The sequence below is a fragment of the Ureibacillus sp. FSL W8-0352 genome, assembly GCF_038004345.1.
In the GTDB taxonomy this organism is placed as follows: domain Bacteria; phylum Bacillota; class Bacilli; order Bacillales_A; family Planococcaceae; genus Ureibacillus; species Ureibacillus thermosphaericus.
The window spans coordinates 497,235-514,803 of record NZ_JBBOQT010000001.1 but is presented as its reverse complement, the minus strand read 5'-3'; the positions used below and the strand labels follow the sequence as shown (position 1 = coordinate 514,803).

Here is a 17,569-nt window from a genome sequence, read left to right as displayed (position 1 = left end):
AGGAACTCGTATAAATAGGAAACCGCTACAAATAATGTATGGTAAAAACGAATAGGAGAATGAATATTGGAAACAAAAGAGCAATTATTGGCCTATTTACAAGAGATTGAAGCATGGGAAAAGAAACAAAAAGATTTATTTTTTTGGGAAAAAATCGGTAGAATCCCCTTTAAAATTTTAGATAAATTGACACCAAAATGGATTCAAAATAAAGTTGCTGAATTAGTGGATGAATTAGGAAGCTACATTCAAACAGGCGGAAAATATTTAGTTAGTGAACAAGCTATCATTAAAAGAATCAATCAACATTCCTCTGTTAAAAATATCCACTCGATAGAAGAGATTCGAAATTTACCGATTGAAGAGATGAAAAAGATTTCCGAGCAGCTTTCGAAAAACCGCGCAGCGATTGCAACGGTGCAAGGAGCTTCAACGGGAGTAGGCGGATTATTTACTCTTGTCATCGATATTCCTGTGATATTGGGAATTTCCTTGAAAACCCTTCAGGAAATTGCCATAATTCATGGATACGATCCAAATGATAAGATAGAACGCATATTTATCGTGAAATGTTTGCAATTTGCAAATGCAGATATTGTTGGAAAGGAAGCCATCTTAAAAGAATTGTCGGAAATGGATAAACAATTCTCTACGGATGTAATCCAGCAATTAAAAGGATGGCAAGAAGTGTTTTATACGTTCCGTGATCAATTTGGTTGGAAAAAATTCTTCCAAGCGATACCAATTGCCGGCATACTATTCGGAGCTTTCGCCAATAAAGGTATGATTGAAAACATCGCAGAAACTGGCAACATGCTTTATCGGAAAAGAAGAGTGAAGGAAAGATTAAAAGAATTGTCTGTTGGAGAGTTTTGATGAATTTTTTCATAACGCACCGATTCAATCGCAAGCCTGCATCAACTACATTCGTTGTTGGAGAGTTTTGATGAATTTTTTCATAACGCACCGATTCAATCGCAAGCCTGCATCAACTACATTCGTTGTTGGAGAGTTTTGATGAATTTTTTCATAACGCACCGATTCAATCGCAAGCCTGCATCAACTACATTCGTTGTTGGAGAGTTTTGATGAATTTTTTCATAACGCACCGATTTGGATCTAGCGAAAATAAAAGCGTGTTGGCGACATCATGTTTCGATGAATTCTTCATTACGCATCGATTAGGGGGAAATCATGAAGAAAAATAGAATATTTACAATAAAAGTTGCTGAATTGTACTATGAACAACTACAAAGAGAGATTCAATCCAGTGGGTTAACAGTAGAAGAATGGTTTAAGCAAAAAATGGAACAATTACAAAAAGACACTCAATCACAATGATGGACGAGTGTCTTTTTATATGGAAAATGAATGAACATACGCTTAGTAAATGTGTAAAAGTAGATTGGAAACTTCTATTTGGAGCTTGGTGAATATTTGATCAATACAAGTTATACTGCTCCATTCGCACGTGAAAGCTTGTTCCTATACGCACGAGTGAGGACTTCTTCTGCACATGTTGGGATGCTATATATACGAGGGAGTACTTTATCTGCACTAGTTGAGATTCCATACGCACGAGTGAATACTTTATCTACACAAGTTGGTCTCCCATACGCACAAGCGAACACTTTATCTGCACTAGTTGATTTCTCATACGCACGAGTAAATACTTTATCTACACAAGATGAAATCCCATACTCACAAGTAAATACTTTATCTACACAAGTTAAGATACCATATACACAAGCGAATACTTTATCTGCACTAGTTGATTTCCCATACGCACGAGCGAACACTTTATCTGCACTAGTTGATTTCCCATACGCACGAGTAAATACTTTATCTACACAAGATGAAATATCATACGCACAAGCGGATACTTCATCTACACAAGTTAAGATACCATATGCACAAGCGAATACTTTATCTGCACTAGTTGATTTCTCATACGCACGAGTGAATACTTTATCTACACAAGTTGGTCTCCCATACGCACAAGCGACTCCCCATCCGCACCAAAAAAATTTCCACACAAAAAAGAACGAACTTGCCATATTCGCTCTTTTTATACTTTATACACTTGCTGTAATCAGCAATTAATTTTTTCTAATACCCCGTAGTGGAATTTCGATGTCAAGCGCACTTTTCGCTCAAAACCCAAGTCTTCAAAATGAGTTGAACGAAAATGAGCTTTTAACACCACCCGCTTTTTCGCCACACGATACGCTTCCTTCACCCATTCTTCCGTTAATGGATGATGGCTGCCGACTTCTCTTAGTGATTCAAAGTTATTTGATTCTTCAATGGTCTCCTCAAACATCGGATCAAGATATACAACATCAAAGGTACTATCTGGCTGCTTCTTTAAAAATTCAACTGCCTCAGCATGAATAACCTGAATCCGCTCCATCGCTTGTTTTAGCACTGGGTCTGTCGTTTCATATTCTTTTAATCCTCTCCGGACAAGATAAGAAATGATAGGATCTACTTCCACACCTACCACTTTTCCACTTTCGCCAACAGCAAAAGAAGCAATAATCGCATCTGAACCAATTCCTAATGTACAGTCAAGAAATGAATCGCCAGGTTGCAGCCCACAAGACTCAATAAACGGCTCCGTTTCCCCTCTCTCTAACCGCTTCAAACGAAAAGCGGCCGTATCAGGATGAAAAAAGAAAGGCGTTGAAGAGCCTTTCACATAATACTCGAACCGATTTTTCCCGGCAACAATCACATTGGCTTGATAAAGATTGCCGATTTTCGCAACAGAACGTTTCTTTCGCGGAACATAACGAACATGAAGTTCTTCGCTAATTTGTTTTGCCAACTGAAAAGACTCTTCATCTGGCCTACCTGCTGTCGTCACAATTACTTTCCGCATGCTTGTTTTAACACGCCCGTAATATGGTCACGGATTTGTTCCACTGAAAAACCTTCAATTTGTTCTCTTGGAATAAAGTATTCTAATTGTCCATCACGTAAAATAGCAATGGATGGGGAGCTTGGCGGAATATCTTCAAAGTATGCACGCATAGCCGCTGTTGCTTCGCGGTCTTGTCCAGCAAATACCGTCACTAAGTGATCTGGTTTGATTTCTTTAATTGCTTCTCTTACTGCTGGACGTGCACTTCCAGCCGCACAACCACATACGGAGTTAATCACAACAAGCGATACCCCTTTCGCTGTTGCCATAAATTCATTGACTTCATCTGCTGTTGTTAATTCTTTAAATCCAACGTCCACCAATTCTTGACGCATTGGCTGCACGATGGCTTTCATATATTCTTCATAAGCGTTCATCGTTTCGCACCCTTTCATATTTTTTCACAAATCTTATTATATCAAGGATTTTTAAGCATTTACAGAAAGTTGCATTTCGTATTTTTTTAATTAATTTCGGAATAAATGTTATTTTTGTGTTATTTTTTTAAATAAGTGTTAAACGAGTAAAAAATTTTGTGCAACATGTCTAACACATTATGAGTGTTTTAAATGCTTCGCCGACCGTAGCATTTAGTATATTATTTATTTCTTCGTTGTTCAATCGTAATATACAAACCTAGTAATCTGTCGGTTGTCATTTTCCTATTTCTTAGATCATCTAAATGTTGTTTTTGAATAATACCATCTTTCACAGCTTGCTCAATGAAATTTTCAGCTTCTGTATACATTGTTGGTGATTTTGGGTCCCACATTTTCGTTTCCTCCTTAATTTGTTTATCTTCCACAATTAGCTGCACTTTTAAATTACTTGTTGTTGGCACAATTACCGTACCTTCTAATTTATAACCTTTTGGCATCGTCCAAGATGGGGGTACTTCAAAATGAGGACGATCCACACTGCCGACCCAATCTCCACCCCAAGTAATGCCCAGCTTTCGAGCAATGGCGCCGACTTTATTTAATGTATTCACATCGTAAAGAGCTTTAGGTGGTGCTACTGCGATATCCCACGCTAAGCGGCTTGTGTGTCTGCTGTTTAAGGTCCATGTGATTATTGAGCCTGGACGACTGCGACCTTGCTGATATAAATAATTTTGTCGTTCCTGCGTTCGGTAAGTTTCTGTAATAAAAATATCTCGAATCCCCGCTTTATAGCATTCTTGAAATAGCAACTTGCAAGCAGTTTGAGCGACCGGTAATAATTCGTTAATGTCACGGCAAGTTGTTGTTACGCTCATTTTTTATCACCCTTCATAGCCTTAGCTAAATCAAATGATCCGCTTGCTGTCACCCCCCAATAATACCTGCTACAATCATTAAATAAAGCGAATAATTTGTTAACGGCCATACTAAAATAGCAACAAAAATACCGACTACAACGGATGTAATCGGTAAATAACGTGTTTTAATATTAAAAGTCTTTTTGCATACCTCAACCACTGCTGAAATAATGGACACCAACACAACTGCTATAACAAAAATAACTGTTAAATCCATATAATCAACACTCCTTTTGATTTTTGTATGTGTATTTTTCCATTCGGTCCATTCGACCTTCAAGCGTGTCCAAATTTTCGCTGATTTTTTGCATCGCTTTTGCTTGTTCTTGTTGTGCCTTTGTTAATTCACTTAAATTATCAAGTAATCTAGTTTCCCGTTTATTCGAGTGCCATAATACATAACCAGCTAGTAAAATACATAGAATCGACCACACGACTTGTGAATTAGCAATTTGTTCAGCTACCGTTACTGTTTCCAAAAAAATCACCTACTTTCAAAAAATAAAAAACCCTTCATATGAAGAGTTATTAGTCGTTTTCATTTGCATTTTCTGCACTTTCGTTCACTGGAACAATTGACATAATTGTATTTTTATTAACAATTGCACCTCCAATATTTACAAAGTAGATTTGACGATCGTTTAATGTTTGTGTAAAAGTTGCTGCATTAAAATCTGTTACTCCATTAAGTGTTATAATTTGGCCAGTGTTTAAATGTACTTGATAATTCATACTAATCACTCCTTTTGTTAAAAGTTTATTGTGGTACTACCTCGCCTGTACTTGTATCAATGTAAAATAAATTACTGCCGTTTTTTCTAAAGTATAATCTTGATCCGCTTGCATTTAGTTTCCATTGTGAGCCACCGTTGAAGATTAAATCTCCATCGATTTCTAAATCTTGCTCGAAAGTAGCATCACCATCTACAATTAACTCACCTGCTATTTCTACAATCGAAGCAGAAATCTCAATTCCCCAACCATCGCCATTCGCAGCACTTCCACCTCCTCGAATATTCGCATAGTTGTTAAATACAATTCTTTTACTAGTCGAAAAACTAGATAATGAACCGAGGTGCAGATTGTTTCCGATTTTAACATCCTCAGAAATATTGATATTGGCTGAATAAATATTACCAGCTGTTATAGTCCCAAGGTTACCTGTTATGTCACTTAAAACTGTTACAGCCCCTACTAAGTTGATTTTGTTTGCTTGTATTGTAGCTGTTGTGGAAGTCAAATTGATTTTACTAATGATCTTATTACCGGTATAATCGCTCTCATCTACTTTAAGTTCAATTTCATCTTCTAGCTGTTTGATTTGAGTTGATACGTTTTTATCTAAATTTGTCACTTGTGATTGTATCGAATTTGCTTGAATCTGTAACGATGCTATTTGACTTTGTGCATTACTAACATTTGCTTCAATACCATTAGCACGAATGTTCAATGCCGATACTTCTTGAGTTATACGATTATTAATAGTTAATTCAATATTGTCTGCTTTAACGTTAACCTGTGCTATTTGGCCGCCCAACTCTTCTACTTCCAAAGTAATGCGATCATTCGTCTGTTCAATTTTGCTACGGAATTCCTTCTTATTTTCATTAATTTCTATTTTTTGCTGAACCAATAAATCTTGTGCTGTTTTTGGAAGCACATTACCAACAACCACTTTAGTCGTTGCTAATTGACCGTTAATTAATCCTAATGTTTGCTTCATGATTCGAGTTGATAATTCAATATCCATAGGCTCGTAAATAAGCCAAATTGTTTCACCAAGATTTCTTGATGTAAGTTCCACAACATCCAATTCCAGTGCTACTGCCGGAATATCGTTTAATTGTGACTTAATGTGTTCCAACAAAGAATCTGCGTGAGTAAATCGATCATCATAAATCGGATCCGCTTTACGAATTCCAAACAGCGGATTATCTGCGAGTTGTGACGTATAAGTTACATACAAACCGTCTGCACCATAGCCTTCGATGTATGTTTTTACATTTGATGTGTCTACGGTTTTATTTAATACTTTGATGTTGTGCTTGTATCGATATTGGTAATCGTAATTGCCACCAATTTGTTTAGCGAAATGAACTCGTTTATTCGGCAATATTTCATATTCACATTCAAATGTTGAACATAGTGTATTAATTAAAGCAATAATATTAGCATTACCGAAATCCGGGATATATCTGCTTTCTTCAATATCAGTGGTAAAAGTCCATCCTGTACCATTAAATAACCATGTAGCAAAATCAACAAATGATTTTGTACCCGCGAACACATCATCTTTCCGATCATCATTTAGATCAAAAAATGTACTGATAGCTGTAATTGATTTGCTGTATTGATTTTCTTGAATCTGTTTTATACGAAACTCATATTCTTCAACCACAACTATAGATTCTTCTTGTAATAGTGGATATGCTGGGTTATTTGCATAATTAAAAGAGGTCAACGATAGTTGAAAACTACCATTAACCTCTTTTTCTATAGATAATGCTTGTATGTGATTGAGTGGTTCTGCTTCTAAACCACGTTTAACGTAAATCAAATTATCACCTACCTAATTAAATTACATAATAAAACGCCCTCAAATTATTGAGAGTGTGCTTGGTTTTCATTATTATTTTGAGGCTTATTATTTGATAATTCATACAACACATGATTATTACTATAAATCATTAGAATTTGAATGGATACTAAATAAATTAAAATTATTACTATAAAAGAAGTTATTAAAATAACTTCATATGGTTTATTATTTAAAAAAGATATAAAATCACTCAATAAAGGTATTTCAATACCAAATAAAGATATTAAACTAAAAAAAGGTATTAAAATACAGGTTAGAATTAGCACAGTCAAAATACTATAACTAATTTTTTTATATTTTAAAACATATTTTTGTAACAATAATTTCTTTTCCTTATACAATTCTCGTGTAATTATTTCATTTCTTACTTTTTCAACATTTACAAATAGAGTTTCATTAGGATTTCTTGCAATTAACATGGTCTTTTTATCAACTCTTCTGATAATTCTCCACTTCTCATTTTTATATTGAAATGTAAATTGAACTTTAACCGCTAAAAAATTGATCCATGTATTAGATATTAAAGAAGTTACTATTCCAATTCCAATTACAAAAACATCAAAAAGTATAAAGTCTAACCAACTAAAATTTTTACTCTTATCAGCATATAATATAATCAAATAAAAAAACAATCCAATTAAACTAAAAATTAAAGTTATATTTGTTAAATGTAATAATAACTTTTTTGAAGTAGTTAAAAAAATCTTTTCAACTGTCTGCATTTGCAATGAATCAATACCATTTTTAATAAGTACTAAAATAACAGGTACTAAACTTGCTATACTAATTTCTGTTGGGAAATCGGAAAATGTCAACTAAATCACCACTTTAATATTGAAATATTTAACATTTTAATTATTATATTCCAATATTAAAGTGTAGTCAAAAGATTAAAAAACTATTAATCTAATTACAAAATCGAATACCCATAATAATTCTACTTTCTTAATAAAATTGAAATTTTAATGTATTTTATAAATCGAATTTACTATTAATTTGTTTTAAGTTCATAATAAAAATTTAATATTAAAACATTTTTTAATTACTGAACACTTTGAGACTATTTTGTTGTAAAAATAACGCCGCATTACTGTGCGTTTTCATCAGCTTCTAACATTTGTCTCACTTGTTCTCGCCAAACTAGAGGAACATTTTCTAATTTCCAAAGATTTTTCTTAATCAAATCGAAATAAAGCCATGCCACAATCACTCACCTCCTAATAACATTGTAGCGAGTTCTGTGATTGCTAATTGAATTGCTGTCTTATCTCGTTCTCGCTGTGCGTCTAATTCAGCGATTGCTAATGCAAGTTGTTCTTCCATCGATAATTCTTTTGGTTGATTTTTAATTGCTTCTATTTCTTCTTGTGATAAACCTTCTACAAGTTCACCGTCTACCAATCTCGGTTGATAGAATACACCATGCGGAATTTCTATTTCAATAACTTGGTCGCCTTCATCTATAACCACGCCTTTTACAAATTCCCCTATGTGGAAACCATCTTTATCAAAAATATGCTTTGCCATGAAACCACCTTCCCTTACTGTTCCGCCTTAAAACTAAAGGAAATTATAAATGTTTTTTTACCTACAGCGTAGGCATTAGCTAACTGTACTGAACCATTAGATGTAATAGCTATAAGTATAGGGTACCCTGTTGTGTTATCCGTATAAGCCATACCTACAGTCATAATAGTTTTAGATGGTCTGAATCCTTTAGGTAATGTGAATACACTTTTATGAGCAGCTATTTCATCTTCATTATTTATTTTTATGAATAAATTACCATAAACCATACCTAAGGAGTTTTTAAAATATCCATCAAAGCCTATATATTCATTAACGTATTTGAATGGTGCATACAATAAAGGTTTAATTATTTGAACTCCTTCACCTTTTCTCACCATATCCCGTTCAATAACAGAGATACGATTTCCTTGTTCTGAAGATTCTTCTACAAGTTTTTCTACTACTGAACCTAAACTTGATGTATATTCAATCGTTAGTGTTTTGATAGGTGCTGTTATTTTGTATGGTTCAAGTGGAATATAGTCTACTGTATAAACTGCTGTTGGGTCAATTTTATTTCTTTTAAATAGCCTGTATTTTCCATATCCTTCAAAATCACTTTCATTCCAATTGTCATCTATTTCACCGTTTTTATAAACTGCAATTAATTTATTTAATTTATAATTTAATAAGGTTTTAGGATATGCAGTCCAATTTGTATATGAATAACCGTTTTCGTAAACAATTGGATTAGTAATTTCTCTACGAATGATACCTTCCGTTAGCGTTAATTCGTTCGTGCCTTCCTCTAATCGTAGATTACCTACTGTTTGAATGGTTTCTACTGTTGGGGTTGCTAGTTCGTAGATTAAGCGGTATGGTTGCCATGTTCCGCTGTTATTTTGATTCGGCTCATAAGTAGGTGCTGTACCTATTACAGCATAGGAAGGGTTATACGTCTCATTTAATCTAGTAAATGGATACCATAATTTATTACCTGTTCCATTATATGCGCCATTCTTTTTATCTCCACCCTCTGTAGACATTCTCCAACCTTTAAAATACGCTTGTATTTCCTCTTTAGTTGGAGTATAGTTTTGCCCCCAACCGCTATCAGAATTAGAGATAGTTACATACATATAATCTTCTGTATTAACTATTACATCTGTACCAAAAGCTACGGTACCTCTAGGTCTTATAATAAGTCCGTTAAATTTTACTCCTGTTGCTTTAAAATCACTACCTAAACCTACGACATTTTTCAATGCTGGACATCTTACTGCTTTATAATCACTGTAGTTATAATGAATACTCCAATCCTCATCACCAGTTAACTCAACCTCTTTCCACTTCCTACGAACTTTCAACTTTCCATCCGTATCAACGAAAACTTCGTCACCTTCGTGGAATGTACCTAACAGTGTTAGATATGTTCCATTTGTTTTATTAATGATTGAAGGGTTGTGTGTACCTTTTACATTAGCAACAAAAGGTTTTGGTTGAGAACCTTCTACTATACTAATATTTTTTATAGTATACGTTTGTCCATTATTAGTCTCCGTAGTCACAAATAACTTACAATATGAAAGATTAGAAGGTGTTTTGAATGTTAATTGGGTTGTGCCTTTATTGGAATCACTATAGGCATACCCAATAGCAGTTTTGGTTGAATCGTAAAATCCTATATTTACATAAACATTTTTATCTACTCCAGATAATTCATAAGTAATAGTATAAGTAGTATCTCCTTTTAAATAAAGAGGGTCGATTTTAGATTGTTGAAAATCACCAGTAGGAGTTACTCTTAATGTTGTAGAATCTATAACGGTAGCATTTGAGTGTATTTCCCATGCGCCATTATCAAACAATGGAGCATGATTCACAATTGTTTGAGGTTCAAAATTTATCGCTTTGACTATAGAATCTAATTCAGCTTCTGTAATATTATCGCCACGATTGAGTACGACTGTTTCAGATTGCCCTGCTGTTAGTCGGTTTTCAATATCAGCCAAGTGTTCATTAACTGTTTGCTGCAGAGATGTCAAATCTGTATTACTTGCTGCCCCAATATCACTAGGATTTAATTCAACGTTTCCATTTTCATCTGGTAAAATATTGTTCACAGATTTAACTTTTCCTTCGACTTCATTTCCGTTCGCATCTACAACTTTTCCGTCTTCGTTCAGACGGGCAACTCCGCCAACGACTCCTTTTTCAGAAATTGGAATTGCACCTATGTCCTCTGCTGTTAACTCGACATTACCATCAATGTTAGGGGACTTACCATTGACAGAACTTACAGAACCTTCTCCATCAACACCTCTTTGTGCTAACAACATCCAATATTCATTTAGTTTTGTTGGAAGAGTAGGTGGAGTCTGTCCTTTATTATCCTTTAACGCTATATATGAGGATCCATTAAATTCAACAATGTTATTTTTATAATATTGTTTTGCTGATTCCCATGAAGAAAGACCTTCAAGATTCAAAATATTAGGCAATACTTCATTAATTTGTTGTATCCGATTATTAAAAACTGCATCACGTTGTGCTTCAGCATTTATACGATTTTGTTCATTTATAACACGTTCATCTTCGTTTGCAATTCGGTCATTCTCATTATCAATTCGCTCTGCTTCACTATCTGCAATATCTTCTATTTGACTTTTTAACTGCTCCAAATCACTTTTAAGTGATGTTAATGTATCGATTAATTGAGTTCCATCATTAATAAGTTGATTCCCGTTGTTAATTATTAATTGAGATTCGTTAATAAGATCCACTAATTGATTTATTAAATTTGTAGCTTCGTCAATTTTACTATTAACTTCTGTTGTAGCATTATTAGCATCTTCTAATGCTTTATCAATACGTTCTAATAATTCATCGATTTCTTTACCGCCCGATAAGATATAAATCTGTCTTTGCAAATCTGTTAAACCTTCAATAATGCGTGACCAGTTTTCATTGATTTTATTGCGTTCGTCACGATTAATCGGATTACCAGTGTCATGTAATATAATAGTCAATATTACTTGCTCCTTTCCTATTTATATAAAAAGCGAAAATTAAAAGAGATACTCGACATAGTACCTCCTGAAATTGTCATGTTATTTTCACCTGGTCTTAAAGTAATTAATTTTTTGTTAGTACTACCAAAATCGGAAATACCATTTTTTAATGTTCTAATTCCATTGATCATTAATGTATCGGAAGTAGTTAATTTCCCATTATACTGATAAACTTCTTCAGTAGTATTATTAATCATTGTTAAACCGTTAGGAAAATCACCTTTGATAGTAACTATTAACTCATGCTCTCTCGGATCAATATCTACATTGCCTAGATTTTTTACATTGAAGTTTTTATTAGTAAATGTGTAAGATAAATCATCATCCCATGTGATAGTATCATTCCATGCAAATAATCCAACATCCCATTCTTTATTATTTTGCATTTCAAGCGTTGTGCCGATGGATTCCGAAAAAATATTTTCACACGTAAATTCAATAGTGAATGCTTCCATCTGTTGATTAGGTGGTAACTCAAAATTGTTATTTACCCTCACTAACCAACGCTTATATGGTTCGTTTTTAAATACGATATAATACGGTTCTGGTCTTGTGAATAAAGCATTTACTTTATCACGCAATAAATAATAGTCGAATATACCAGTAGCTTGATATAATAACTCAACTGTAATAATCCTCTCACCATATTGGCTGTCTAAAAATAATAAACCACCTCTTCCATTAGCAGTAGTAGTATTATGTACCATGCTGATTGATGGAATATGGTGGTATAACCTTTTAAGTGAGTAATCCCCAATATCGTATTTAATCCCATCTAATAATTGTATAATCATAGTTGCACCCCTTTTGTTAGTGCAGTGATATTAGTCGTTGCATACATTTTTTGATTAATGGTGTTAAATGTAATCTCACCAATTTGTTGACCATCTAAAATAATCGGTGCAGGTTGGATATAAATATTTTGTGAGTGTTGCATATTTTGTACAATACCTTGTCCTATACCAGCTAATACTTTTTGTGTTAATGGTAATACTGCTTCTTTTCCTGCTTCTCCTCCTACCATTAAACTATTTCCATTAATTCCAAATATCGTTGGTTTCGTTAAGATACCGCCTTTAGCATACCAATCGACGCTAAATGTAGGTACACTTGGCGGACTTAAACTAAAATCTCCTTTGATTTTGAAATGTGGTAATTTGATTTTCGGAATTTTAATTTCAGGTAGTTTCAAATCTCTAAAGAATCCAAAGATTTTATCTAATGCCTCTTTTACACCATCTTTTACTTTATTAATAGGTGTCATGATAGCATCTTTTACAGCATCAAATTTTGATTTAGCACTTGATAAAATATCATCAAACTTACCTTTAAATTTACCTGCCATATCTGTGATAACATCGATTGCTTTACCGCCAAACCCTTTAATGACTTTGAAGATTTTACCTAAAAATCCCAATTGTAATAGTCCCCATATTGCTTCAACAGCACCTGAGAATATTTGCTTGATACCTTCCCACATACCACTGAAGTCACCTGTTAATAAACTACTAAATGTTTTAATGACACCCATAATAATATTTAATGCCCCATCAATAACATTTTTAATAGCATTCCATGTATCTTCTATTAATGCTTTAACAAAAGGCATTACAAACTCTATAACACTCTTGATAAAGTTAAATGCATTGTCTACAGCTTGCATTATTTGCTCGCCATTTTCAGCCCAGAATTGTTTGATTGTCTCCAGTTTTTCTTGCAGATATTCAACCACTATACTGATTACGGTTTCGATAATGGATTGAATAGCAGTAAATACTTCATTTACCTTTTCTCTAAAACTTTCAGATTGTGTGTATGCAACTGTGATTGCTGTACCTAAAGCTGTGATTGCTGCAACAGTTAAGCCAATTGGTCCCGTTAAAGCAGATAATACAGCTGATAAACCAACCCCTGATGTTGATAATGCCGTTATGATTGGAGCTAATAGCGATGCTCCTGCTGTTATCATACCAATTGCCGATGTAACAGCTACGATAATTGCAGTTAATGTACTATTTTCACTTGCCCATTTAGCAATACTAGCAACTATTTCTGCAATCACAGACAACGCAGGTTCTAATGCTGTTTTTATATCTGCAAATGCTTGCTTCATTAACACCGCTGGGCTACTATCCATTTGTGCAATTGCATTATTTAACTCATCCATATTTTGAGTTGTCTTATCTTGAACATCGTTTAAACCTTTAAAAACTGATATTAAATTTTGCCCCTGATCTTCCCACTTTGTCCCAAACACTTTTACAGCTATTTCATTTTTAACCGTTGAATCTTCAATAGTATCCAACCATGTAACCATTTCAGCCATTGCTTTTGAACCTTCACTACCGCCACTTGCAACAGCTTGCCCCCATGCTTGGAACTTATCAGCACTCATTCCAGCACTAGATAATAATTCTTTCATGGATTTATCGACTTCATATCCAAATTCAGCCATTAAAATACGCGCTTCTTTAACACCGTCATTCAAGTTATCGATGTTCCACGTTTTCGTATCAATTCCCGCTTCAAAAATGGCTTGAATTTCTTGTGCAGTGAAGCCGATGTCATGCATTTGCTGTCCGTATTCGGCGATTGTGTCTAATTGTTCAGGTGGAAATCCTGCTTTTAATAATGCGTTAGTTAATGCAAGTGCTTCTTCGTTGCTTATTTCTAATGCACCTGCAACTTCATTGACTTCTTGTATTAATTCAATAAAGTCGATGCCAGTGTATGCACTTGCAATTAAAGATGCACCTTTTACTACTTTTAAGTTTGCTTCGTCGGTAGCATTAGCGTTTAACGCCCATTGCCTACGTACACCCTCTAGGGCTTCTTCACCTTCGATGCCATACGTCTCTATTTCTCTAACCGCATCTTTAATTGTTTTTTTGGATGACTCTGGAACATCAAAAGTAATATCAATTTTTGTATTTAGTGTTGATACATCAAGTGCCTGGCTTACTGCACCTGCTAATCCACCACCAATTGATAAACCAGCAACTACATCTTTAATTTGAATTCCTAAATCATTAACTGCATCTTCTGCTTTGTTGGCTTCTTTCGCTACTTGTGATAAATCCTGTTGCACCTTTTTTAATGATTTACCATCATCAACACCATTAAGTGCTTGCTTAAACTTATCAATGTCAATATCAGTACCTAAAGCAGCTTGACCTATTTTTTTAAGTGCCAACTCTAATTGATCCGCTGTAGCTGTACCGCCACGAATCGCATTAGTTAATTTGCTACCCAAACTATTAGCAAAGTCATCTACTGTTGTTCCAGTCGCTTCAAAAAATGTTTGAAGTTGCTTTGTAGATGTTGCCATTCGTTGCTGCTCAGCTTGCAAACTTGCTAATTGGTTTTTAAATGTATTTAATTTACTTTCTGTTGATACTAATTCTCGTTGAAATTGTCGATACGCTTCCTCACCAATTTCTCTAATTCGAAATTTTTCCTCTACCTGTTGTTGGGCTTGTCTTAATGAATCTAGCTTTGTAGTTGTTTGTTGTATCTGTTTACTTAACAATTCTTGTTTTTGTGCTAGTAATTCTGTTGATTGAGGATTGAATTGCAATAATTTATTAACTTGAGATAACTCTTTTTGAGTTTTAGATGTCTCTTTGTTAATATCCTTTAATGCCTTTTCGAGTCCTGTAGTTTCGTAACCAAGTTTAATAGTAATACCCTTTATTGCTTTATTACTCACCGTCTCACCACCTTATACCAAATAAAAGAGGGTATCGCATTTTACGACACCCTACAAACGTCCTTTAAGCCATTCAATATCTTGTTGAGTAGCTTTTCTAGTTTTATTCTCTCTCGGTTTTATTAATTCAGCGTATTCCTCAATATGATCTGCAACCATGCCGATAGTCATCATTTCTAAATCGGACATTTCTAATTTTGCTTGTTTTGCATATACCAAATACTTAGTAACCGTTAACGTTTCGGCAGTCTGTTCTTTTTTTTATTCGGCTTATTAGTTTTAATATTTGCGAAGATTAAAGGAGATAATTGTTCATAAACATCAAAAATCGGGAACTTATCAAAACTTGCAAGCCATTCTTCCATTGGTGGAATATCTTTATTTGCTGTTTTAGCCATCAAATAGACCATGCGATAAAATGACATACCGCTTAAATTACCTTTTTCGATTTCAGTTAATTCTTCAAAATAGTCTTTACCAAATTCAGCCATGTATCGAATTGGTGTACTTCCATTAGCAACAAACTTTACTTGTTTACCATCAATTGTTAATACCTTTTCCATCATTACTCACCTTGCTCTGCTTCTTGATTTTCTTTTGGTTCGTACACTTCATTGTAAAAATTATCGTAGATTTCTTTTGGGGTATTTTCTCCTGTTACAAAGCGAATAGCTTTATCAGTTGTTCGAGGTTTAACAGTAATGGATAGTTCTTGAGCTTCAATTTCGATTGATTCTGCTGTTGTATTAGCATTTTGAGATGGCCGTGCAACAGATACATCGTAATAAACAAATCTATCTTGTTGTACATCACCGTCTACTTCGAATAATAAAGCAATATCATTCGGTTTAGCGTCTGCTTTTTCTAATAAACCACCGTCGATTAATTTCTCCCCTAATACATCGATTCTGAATTCCTCGGGTATTCGAGCAATTGATAACGTCCCTTCATATCCTGTGTTGGCAGTTCGTGAAAAGTAAACCCCATTATCCGCGTAAAAATTATTACTATCTCCTGTTGGATCAAGTGTTAATGATACTGCGCCATATACGCGCTTCGGTTTGCCGTATTTATAATTTCCTTGCTCGTCCTTACTGATTACTGCATAATGCACATTAGTTAAACCGTAACTTACTTTATTTCCCATAGTTTAACACTCCTAAATTGTAGTAATATAATAGATTCGTTGATGAAGATTTTCTTTTTCAATAAAAAAATCATCCGCATCATAATAGATGGAATGATTATAAAATAAATCTTCTATTTGCTTTTCTATTTTTAAATCTTTTTTATCTGTATATAGTTGTACTTCGACACTTCTGACCTTCTTCCAAACCCTGTTATCAGCAGCAAAATTATTTGTACCAGTTTCTTTATACGCAATAAATGGTGGATTAACTTTTTTATTAAAATCTGAATAAGAAACAGGATAAGGTAACGTATCTAACAATTGTGCAAGTTGATTTAGTGTTATCATTTACCTTGCACCGCCTTTTCGGTTGCTTTTAAAAACTTATCAATAGTTTCTTTCTCTACTGGTGCAATGTGTGGTTGTGGCGCTGTGCGAGACCCATCTCTATTGAGATGACCGTTTTCGAGTAAATGAGTTAATTGATAATGGGTAGCATTATGCATTACATAACCCTCATTTGTTTGTTTAAGGCGCCAACCATCAGCATATTCACCTGTTCTTTTTGGAGATGTTTCTTTTAATTTTTTCACGCCTTCTTTTCCAATTTCTTTAGCCGACTTTTCTATTTGCTCAACAACATCATTAGTATACTGTTGTAATTGTTTATTTAATTCTCTTGCTAATTGATTGACGTTAATGGCCATTAGAAACGCCCGCTCTCATTGCACAATACAACTCGATATCTCCGTCATCGCGCACAAAAGTTCTGTAAATTATATAGTGTTGATCATCATGTATTACAATTTCTTCGCCATCGTACTCATCATAATCAAGTAAAAGCACTTTTTCTGCTTTCAATGCATTTACAAACGACACACTAAATTCACGTTGGCCAATGCTTAAAGCCGCACAAAATACTTGTCTTGGTTCCCCGTCTTTTCTTATTTCTTGTAATAATTCATCTTTTACAATAATTGTAGGAATCAAATAACAAACATCATCTTTCGAAATACTGTCTTTCTTACTCACTCTCGGCTTCAGACTTGGCACTTGAAATCACCTTTTCAATTTTTCTATTGTGAATTTTGAACAGCAAATTGCGTGGAAGGCCAACATCATCCTGTCTTTTACGATATTGCCACAATGAATAATCAACGATAAGTTGTATGTCCTCTGCAGTTTCTTTTGAAAGATCAACACCCATTTTAGTTAATTCAGTTATAGTTGAATTTAAACGATTAATAAAAAGAGCATCACGCAAATTGTGCGTAATGCCCAAATCCAATTTAAAAAGTGATAAGCAAACATCTAACATATTGTCAG

Annotated in this window: 23 protein-coding genes; 2 read left to right on the top strand and 21 right to left on the bottom strand. The window is 34.1% G+C overall.

Annotated features, from left to right (window positions below):
* The first annotated feature begins 66 nt into the window (after positions 1-66).
* Positions 67-876, top strand: a complete 810-nt coding sequence (locus tag NST98_RS02610) for an EcsC family protein (protein ID WP_340714351.1) — start codon at positions 67-69, stop codon at positions 874-876.
* 318 nt (positions 877-1,194) lie between these two features.
* On the top strand, positions 1,195-1,341 hold the full coding sequence (locus NST98_RS02605) for a hypothetical protein (protein ID WP_340714350.1): 147 nt from the start codon (positions 1,195-1,197) through the stop codon (positions 1,339-1,341).
* 110 nt (positions 1,342-1,451) lie between these two features.
* Here the strand turns inward: NST98_RS02605 and NST98_RS02600 are convergent, their stop codons facing one another.
* The 21 genes from NST98_RS02600 to NST98_RS02500 all read right to left on the bottom strand — a co-directional run bounded on the left by NST98_RS02600 (position 1,452) and on the right by NST98_RS02500 (position 17,561).
* A complete protein-coding gene (locus NST98_RS02600; RefSeq protein ID WP_340714349.1) occupies positions 1,452-2,036 on the bottom strand; it encodes a hypothetical protein in 585 nt (194 codons plus the stop codon).
* Positions 2,037-2,092: 56 nt separating this feature from the next.
* Complete coding sequence (locus NST98_RS02595; protein ID WP_340714348.1) at positions 2,093-2,884, bottom strand: class I SAM-dependent methyltransferase; 792 nt, start codon at positions 2,882-2,884, stop codon at positions 2,093-2,095.
* Positions 2,872-3,303, bottom strand: coding sequence for a BrxA/BrxB family bacilliredoxin (locus NST98_RS02590; RefSeq protein ID WP_340715649.1), 432 nt, complete (start codon positions 3,301-3,303; stop codon positions 2,872-2,874). Before NST98_RS02590 ends, NST98_RS02595 begins: the two co-directional genes overlap by 13 nt.
* Before the next feature lie 221 nt (positions 3,304-3,524).
* A complete protein-coding gene (locus NST98_RS02585) occupies positions 3,525-4,184 on the bottom strand; it encodes a M15 family metallopeptidase (RefSeq protein ID WP_340714347.1) in 660 nt (219 codons plus the stop codon).
* 49 nt (positions 4,185-4,233) lie between these two features.
* On the bottom strand, positions 4,234-4,443 hold the full coding sequence (locus NST98_RS02580) for a hypothetical protein (protein ID WP_340714346.1): 210 nt from the start codon (positions 4,441-4,443) through the stop codon (positions 4,234-4,236).
* 4 nt (positions 4,444-4,447) lie between these two features.
* The gene (locus tag NST98_RS02575) at positions 4,448-4,705 is read right to left on the bottom strand and encodes a hypothetical protein (protein WP_340714345.1); all 258 of its coding nucleotides are present in this window, start codon (positions 4,703-4,705) and stop codon (positions 4,448-4,450) included.
* A 49-nt stretch (positions 4,706-4,754) separates the two neighbouring features.
* Positions 4,755-4,958: a hypothetical protein gene (locus NST98_RS02570; protein ID WP_340714344.1), complete on the bottom strand. Its 204-nt coding sequence runs from the start codon at positions 4,956-4,958 to the stop codon at positions 4,755-4,757.
* A gap of 25 nt (positions 4,959-4,983) precedes the next feature.
* Positions 4,984-6,783: a phage tail spike protein gene (locus NST98_RS02565; RefSeq protein WP_340714343.1), complete on the bottom strand. Its 1,800-nt coding sequence runs from the start codon at positions 6,781-6,783 to the stop codon at positions 4,984-4,986.
* A 44-nt stretch (positions 6,784-6,827) separates the two neighbouring features.
* Positions 6,828-7,640, bottom strand: a complete 813-nt coding sequence (locus NST98_RS02560; RefSeq protein ID WP_340714342.1) for a hypothetical protein — start codon at positions 7,638-7,640, stop codon at positions 6,828-6,830.
* 272 nt (positions 7,641-7,912) lie between these two features.
* Entirely contained in the window at positions 7,913-8,029 is a 117-nt protein-coding gene (locus NST98_RS02555; protein ID WP_340714341.1) for a CD1375 family protein, read from the bottom strand.
* Positions 8,030-8,031: 2 nt separating this feature from the next.
* Entirely contained in the window at positions 8,032-8,352 is a 321-nt protein-coding gene (locus NST98_RS02550; protein WP_340714340.1) for a hypothetical protein, read from the bottom strand.
* Positions 8,353-8,366: 14 nt separating this feature from the next.
* Positions 8,367-11,363 carry a hypothetical protein gene (locus NST98_RS02545; RefSeq protein ID WP_340714339.1) on the bottom strand — a complete coding sequence of 999 codons (2,997 nt, stop codon included), beginning with the start codon at positions 11,361-11,363 and terminating at the stop codon, positions 8,367-8,369.
* 17 nt (positions 11,364-11,380) lie between these two features.
* Positions 11,381-12,199, bottom strand: a complete 819-nt coding sequence (locus tag NST98_RS02540) for a distal tail protein Dit (RefSeq protein WP_340714338.1) — start codon at positions 12,197-12,199, stop codon at positions 11,381-11,383.
* Positions 12,196-15,114 carry a replication protein gene (locus tag NST98_RS02535; protein WP_340714337.1) on the bottom strand — a complete coding sequence of 973 codons (2,919 nt, stop codon included), beginning with the start codon at positions 15,112-15,114 and terminating at the stop codon, positions 12,196-12,198. Before NST98_RS02535 ends, NST98_RS02540 begins: the two co-directional genes overlap by 4 nt.
* A 51-nt stretch (positions 15,115-15,165) precedes the next feature.
* Complete coding sequence (locus NST98_RS02530; RefSeq protein ID WP_340714336.1) at positions 15,166-15,333, bottom strand: hypothetical protein; 168 nt, start codon at positions 15,331-15,333, stop codon at positions 15,166-15,168.
* Positions 15,334-15,347: 14 nt separating this feature from the next.
* Positions 15,348-15,680 carry a hypothetical protein gene (locus NST98_RS02525; protein WP_340714335.1) on the bottom strand — a complete coding sequence of 111 codons (333 nt, stop codon included), beginning with the start codon at positions 15,678-15,680 and terminating at the stop codon, positions 15,348-15,350.
* Complete coding sequence (locus tag NST98_RS02520) at positions 15,680-16,261, bottom strand: major tail protein (RefSeq protein ID WP_340714334.1); 582 nt, start codon at positions 16,259-16,261, stop codon at positions 15,680-15,682. Before NST98_RS02520 ends, NST98_RS02525 begins: the two co-directional genes overlap by 1 nt.
* A gap of 12 nt (positions 16,262-16,273) precedes the next feature.
* A complete protein-coding gene (locus NST98_RS02515) occupies positions 16,274-16,591 on the bottom strand; it encodes a hypothetical protein (RefSeq protein WP_340714333.1) in 318 nt (105 codons plus the stop codon).
* Positions 16,588-16,950 carry an HK97 gp10 family phage protein gene (locus NST98_RS02510; RefSeq protein WP_340714332.1) on the bottom strand — a complete coding sequence of 121 codons (363 nt, stop codon included), beginning with the start codon at positions 16,948-16,950 and terminating at the stop codon, positions 16,588-16,590. Before NST98_RS02510 ends, NST98_RS02515 begins: the two co-directional genes overlap by 4 nt.
* Entirely contained in the window at positions 16,940-17,275 is a 336-nt protein-coding gene (locus NST98_RS02505) for a hypothetical protein (protein WP_340714331.1), read from the bottom strand. Before NST98_RS02505 ends, NST98_RS02510 begins: the two co-directional genes overlap by 11 nt.
* Positions 17,268-17,561, bottom strand: coding sequence for a hypothetical protein (locus tag NST98_RS02500; RefSeq protein WP_340714330.1), 294 nt, complete (start codon positions 17,559-17,561; stop codon positions 17,268-17,270). Before NST98_RS02500 ends, NST98_RS02505 begins: the two co-directional genes overlap by 8 nt.
* Between the last annotated feature and the right edge of the window lie 8 nt (positions 17,562-17,569).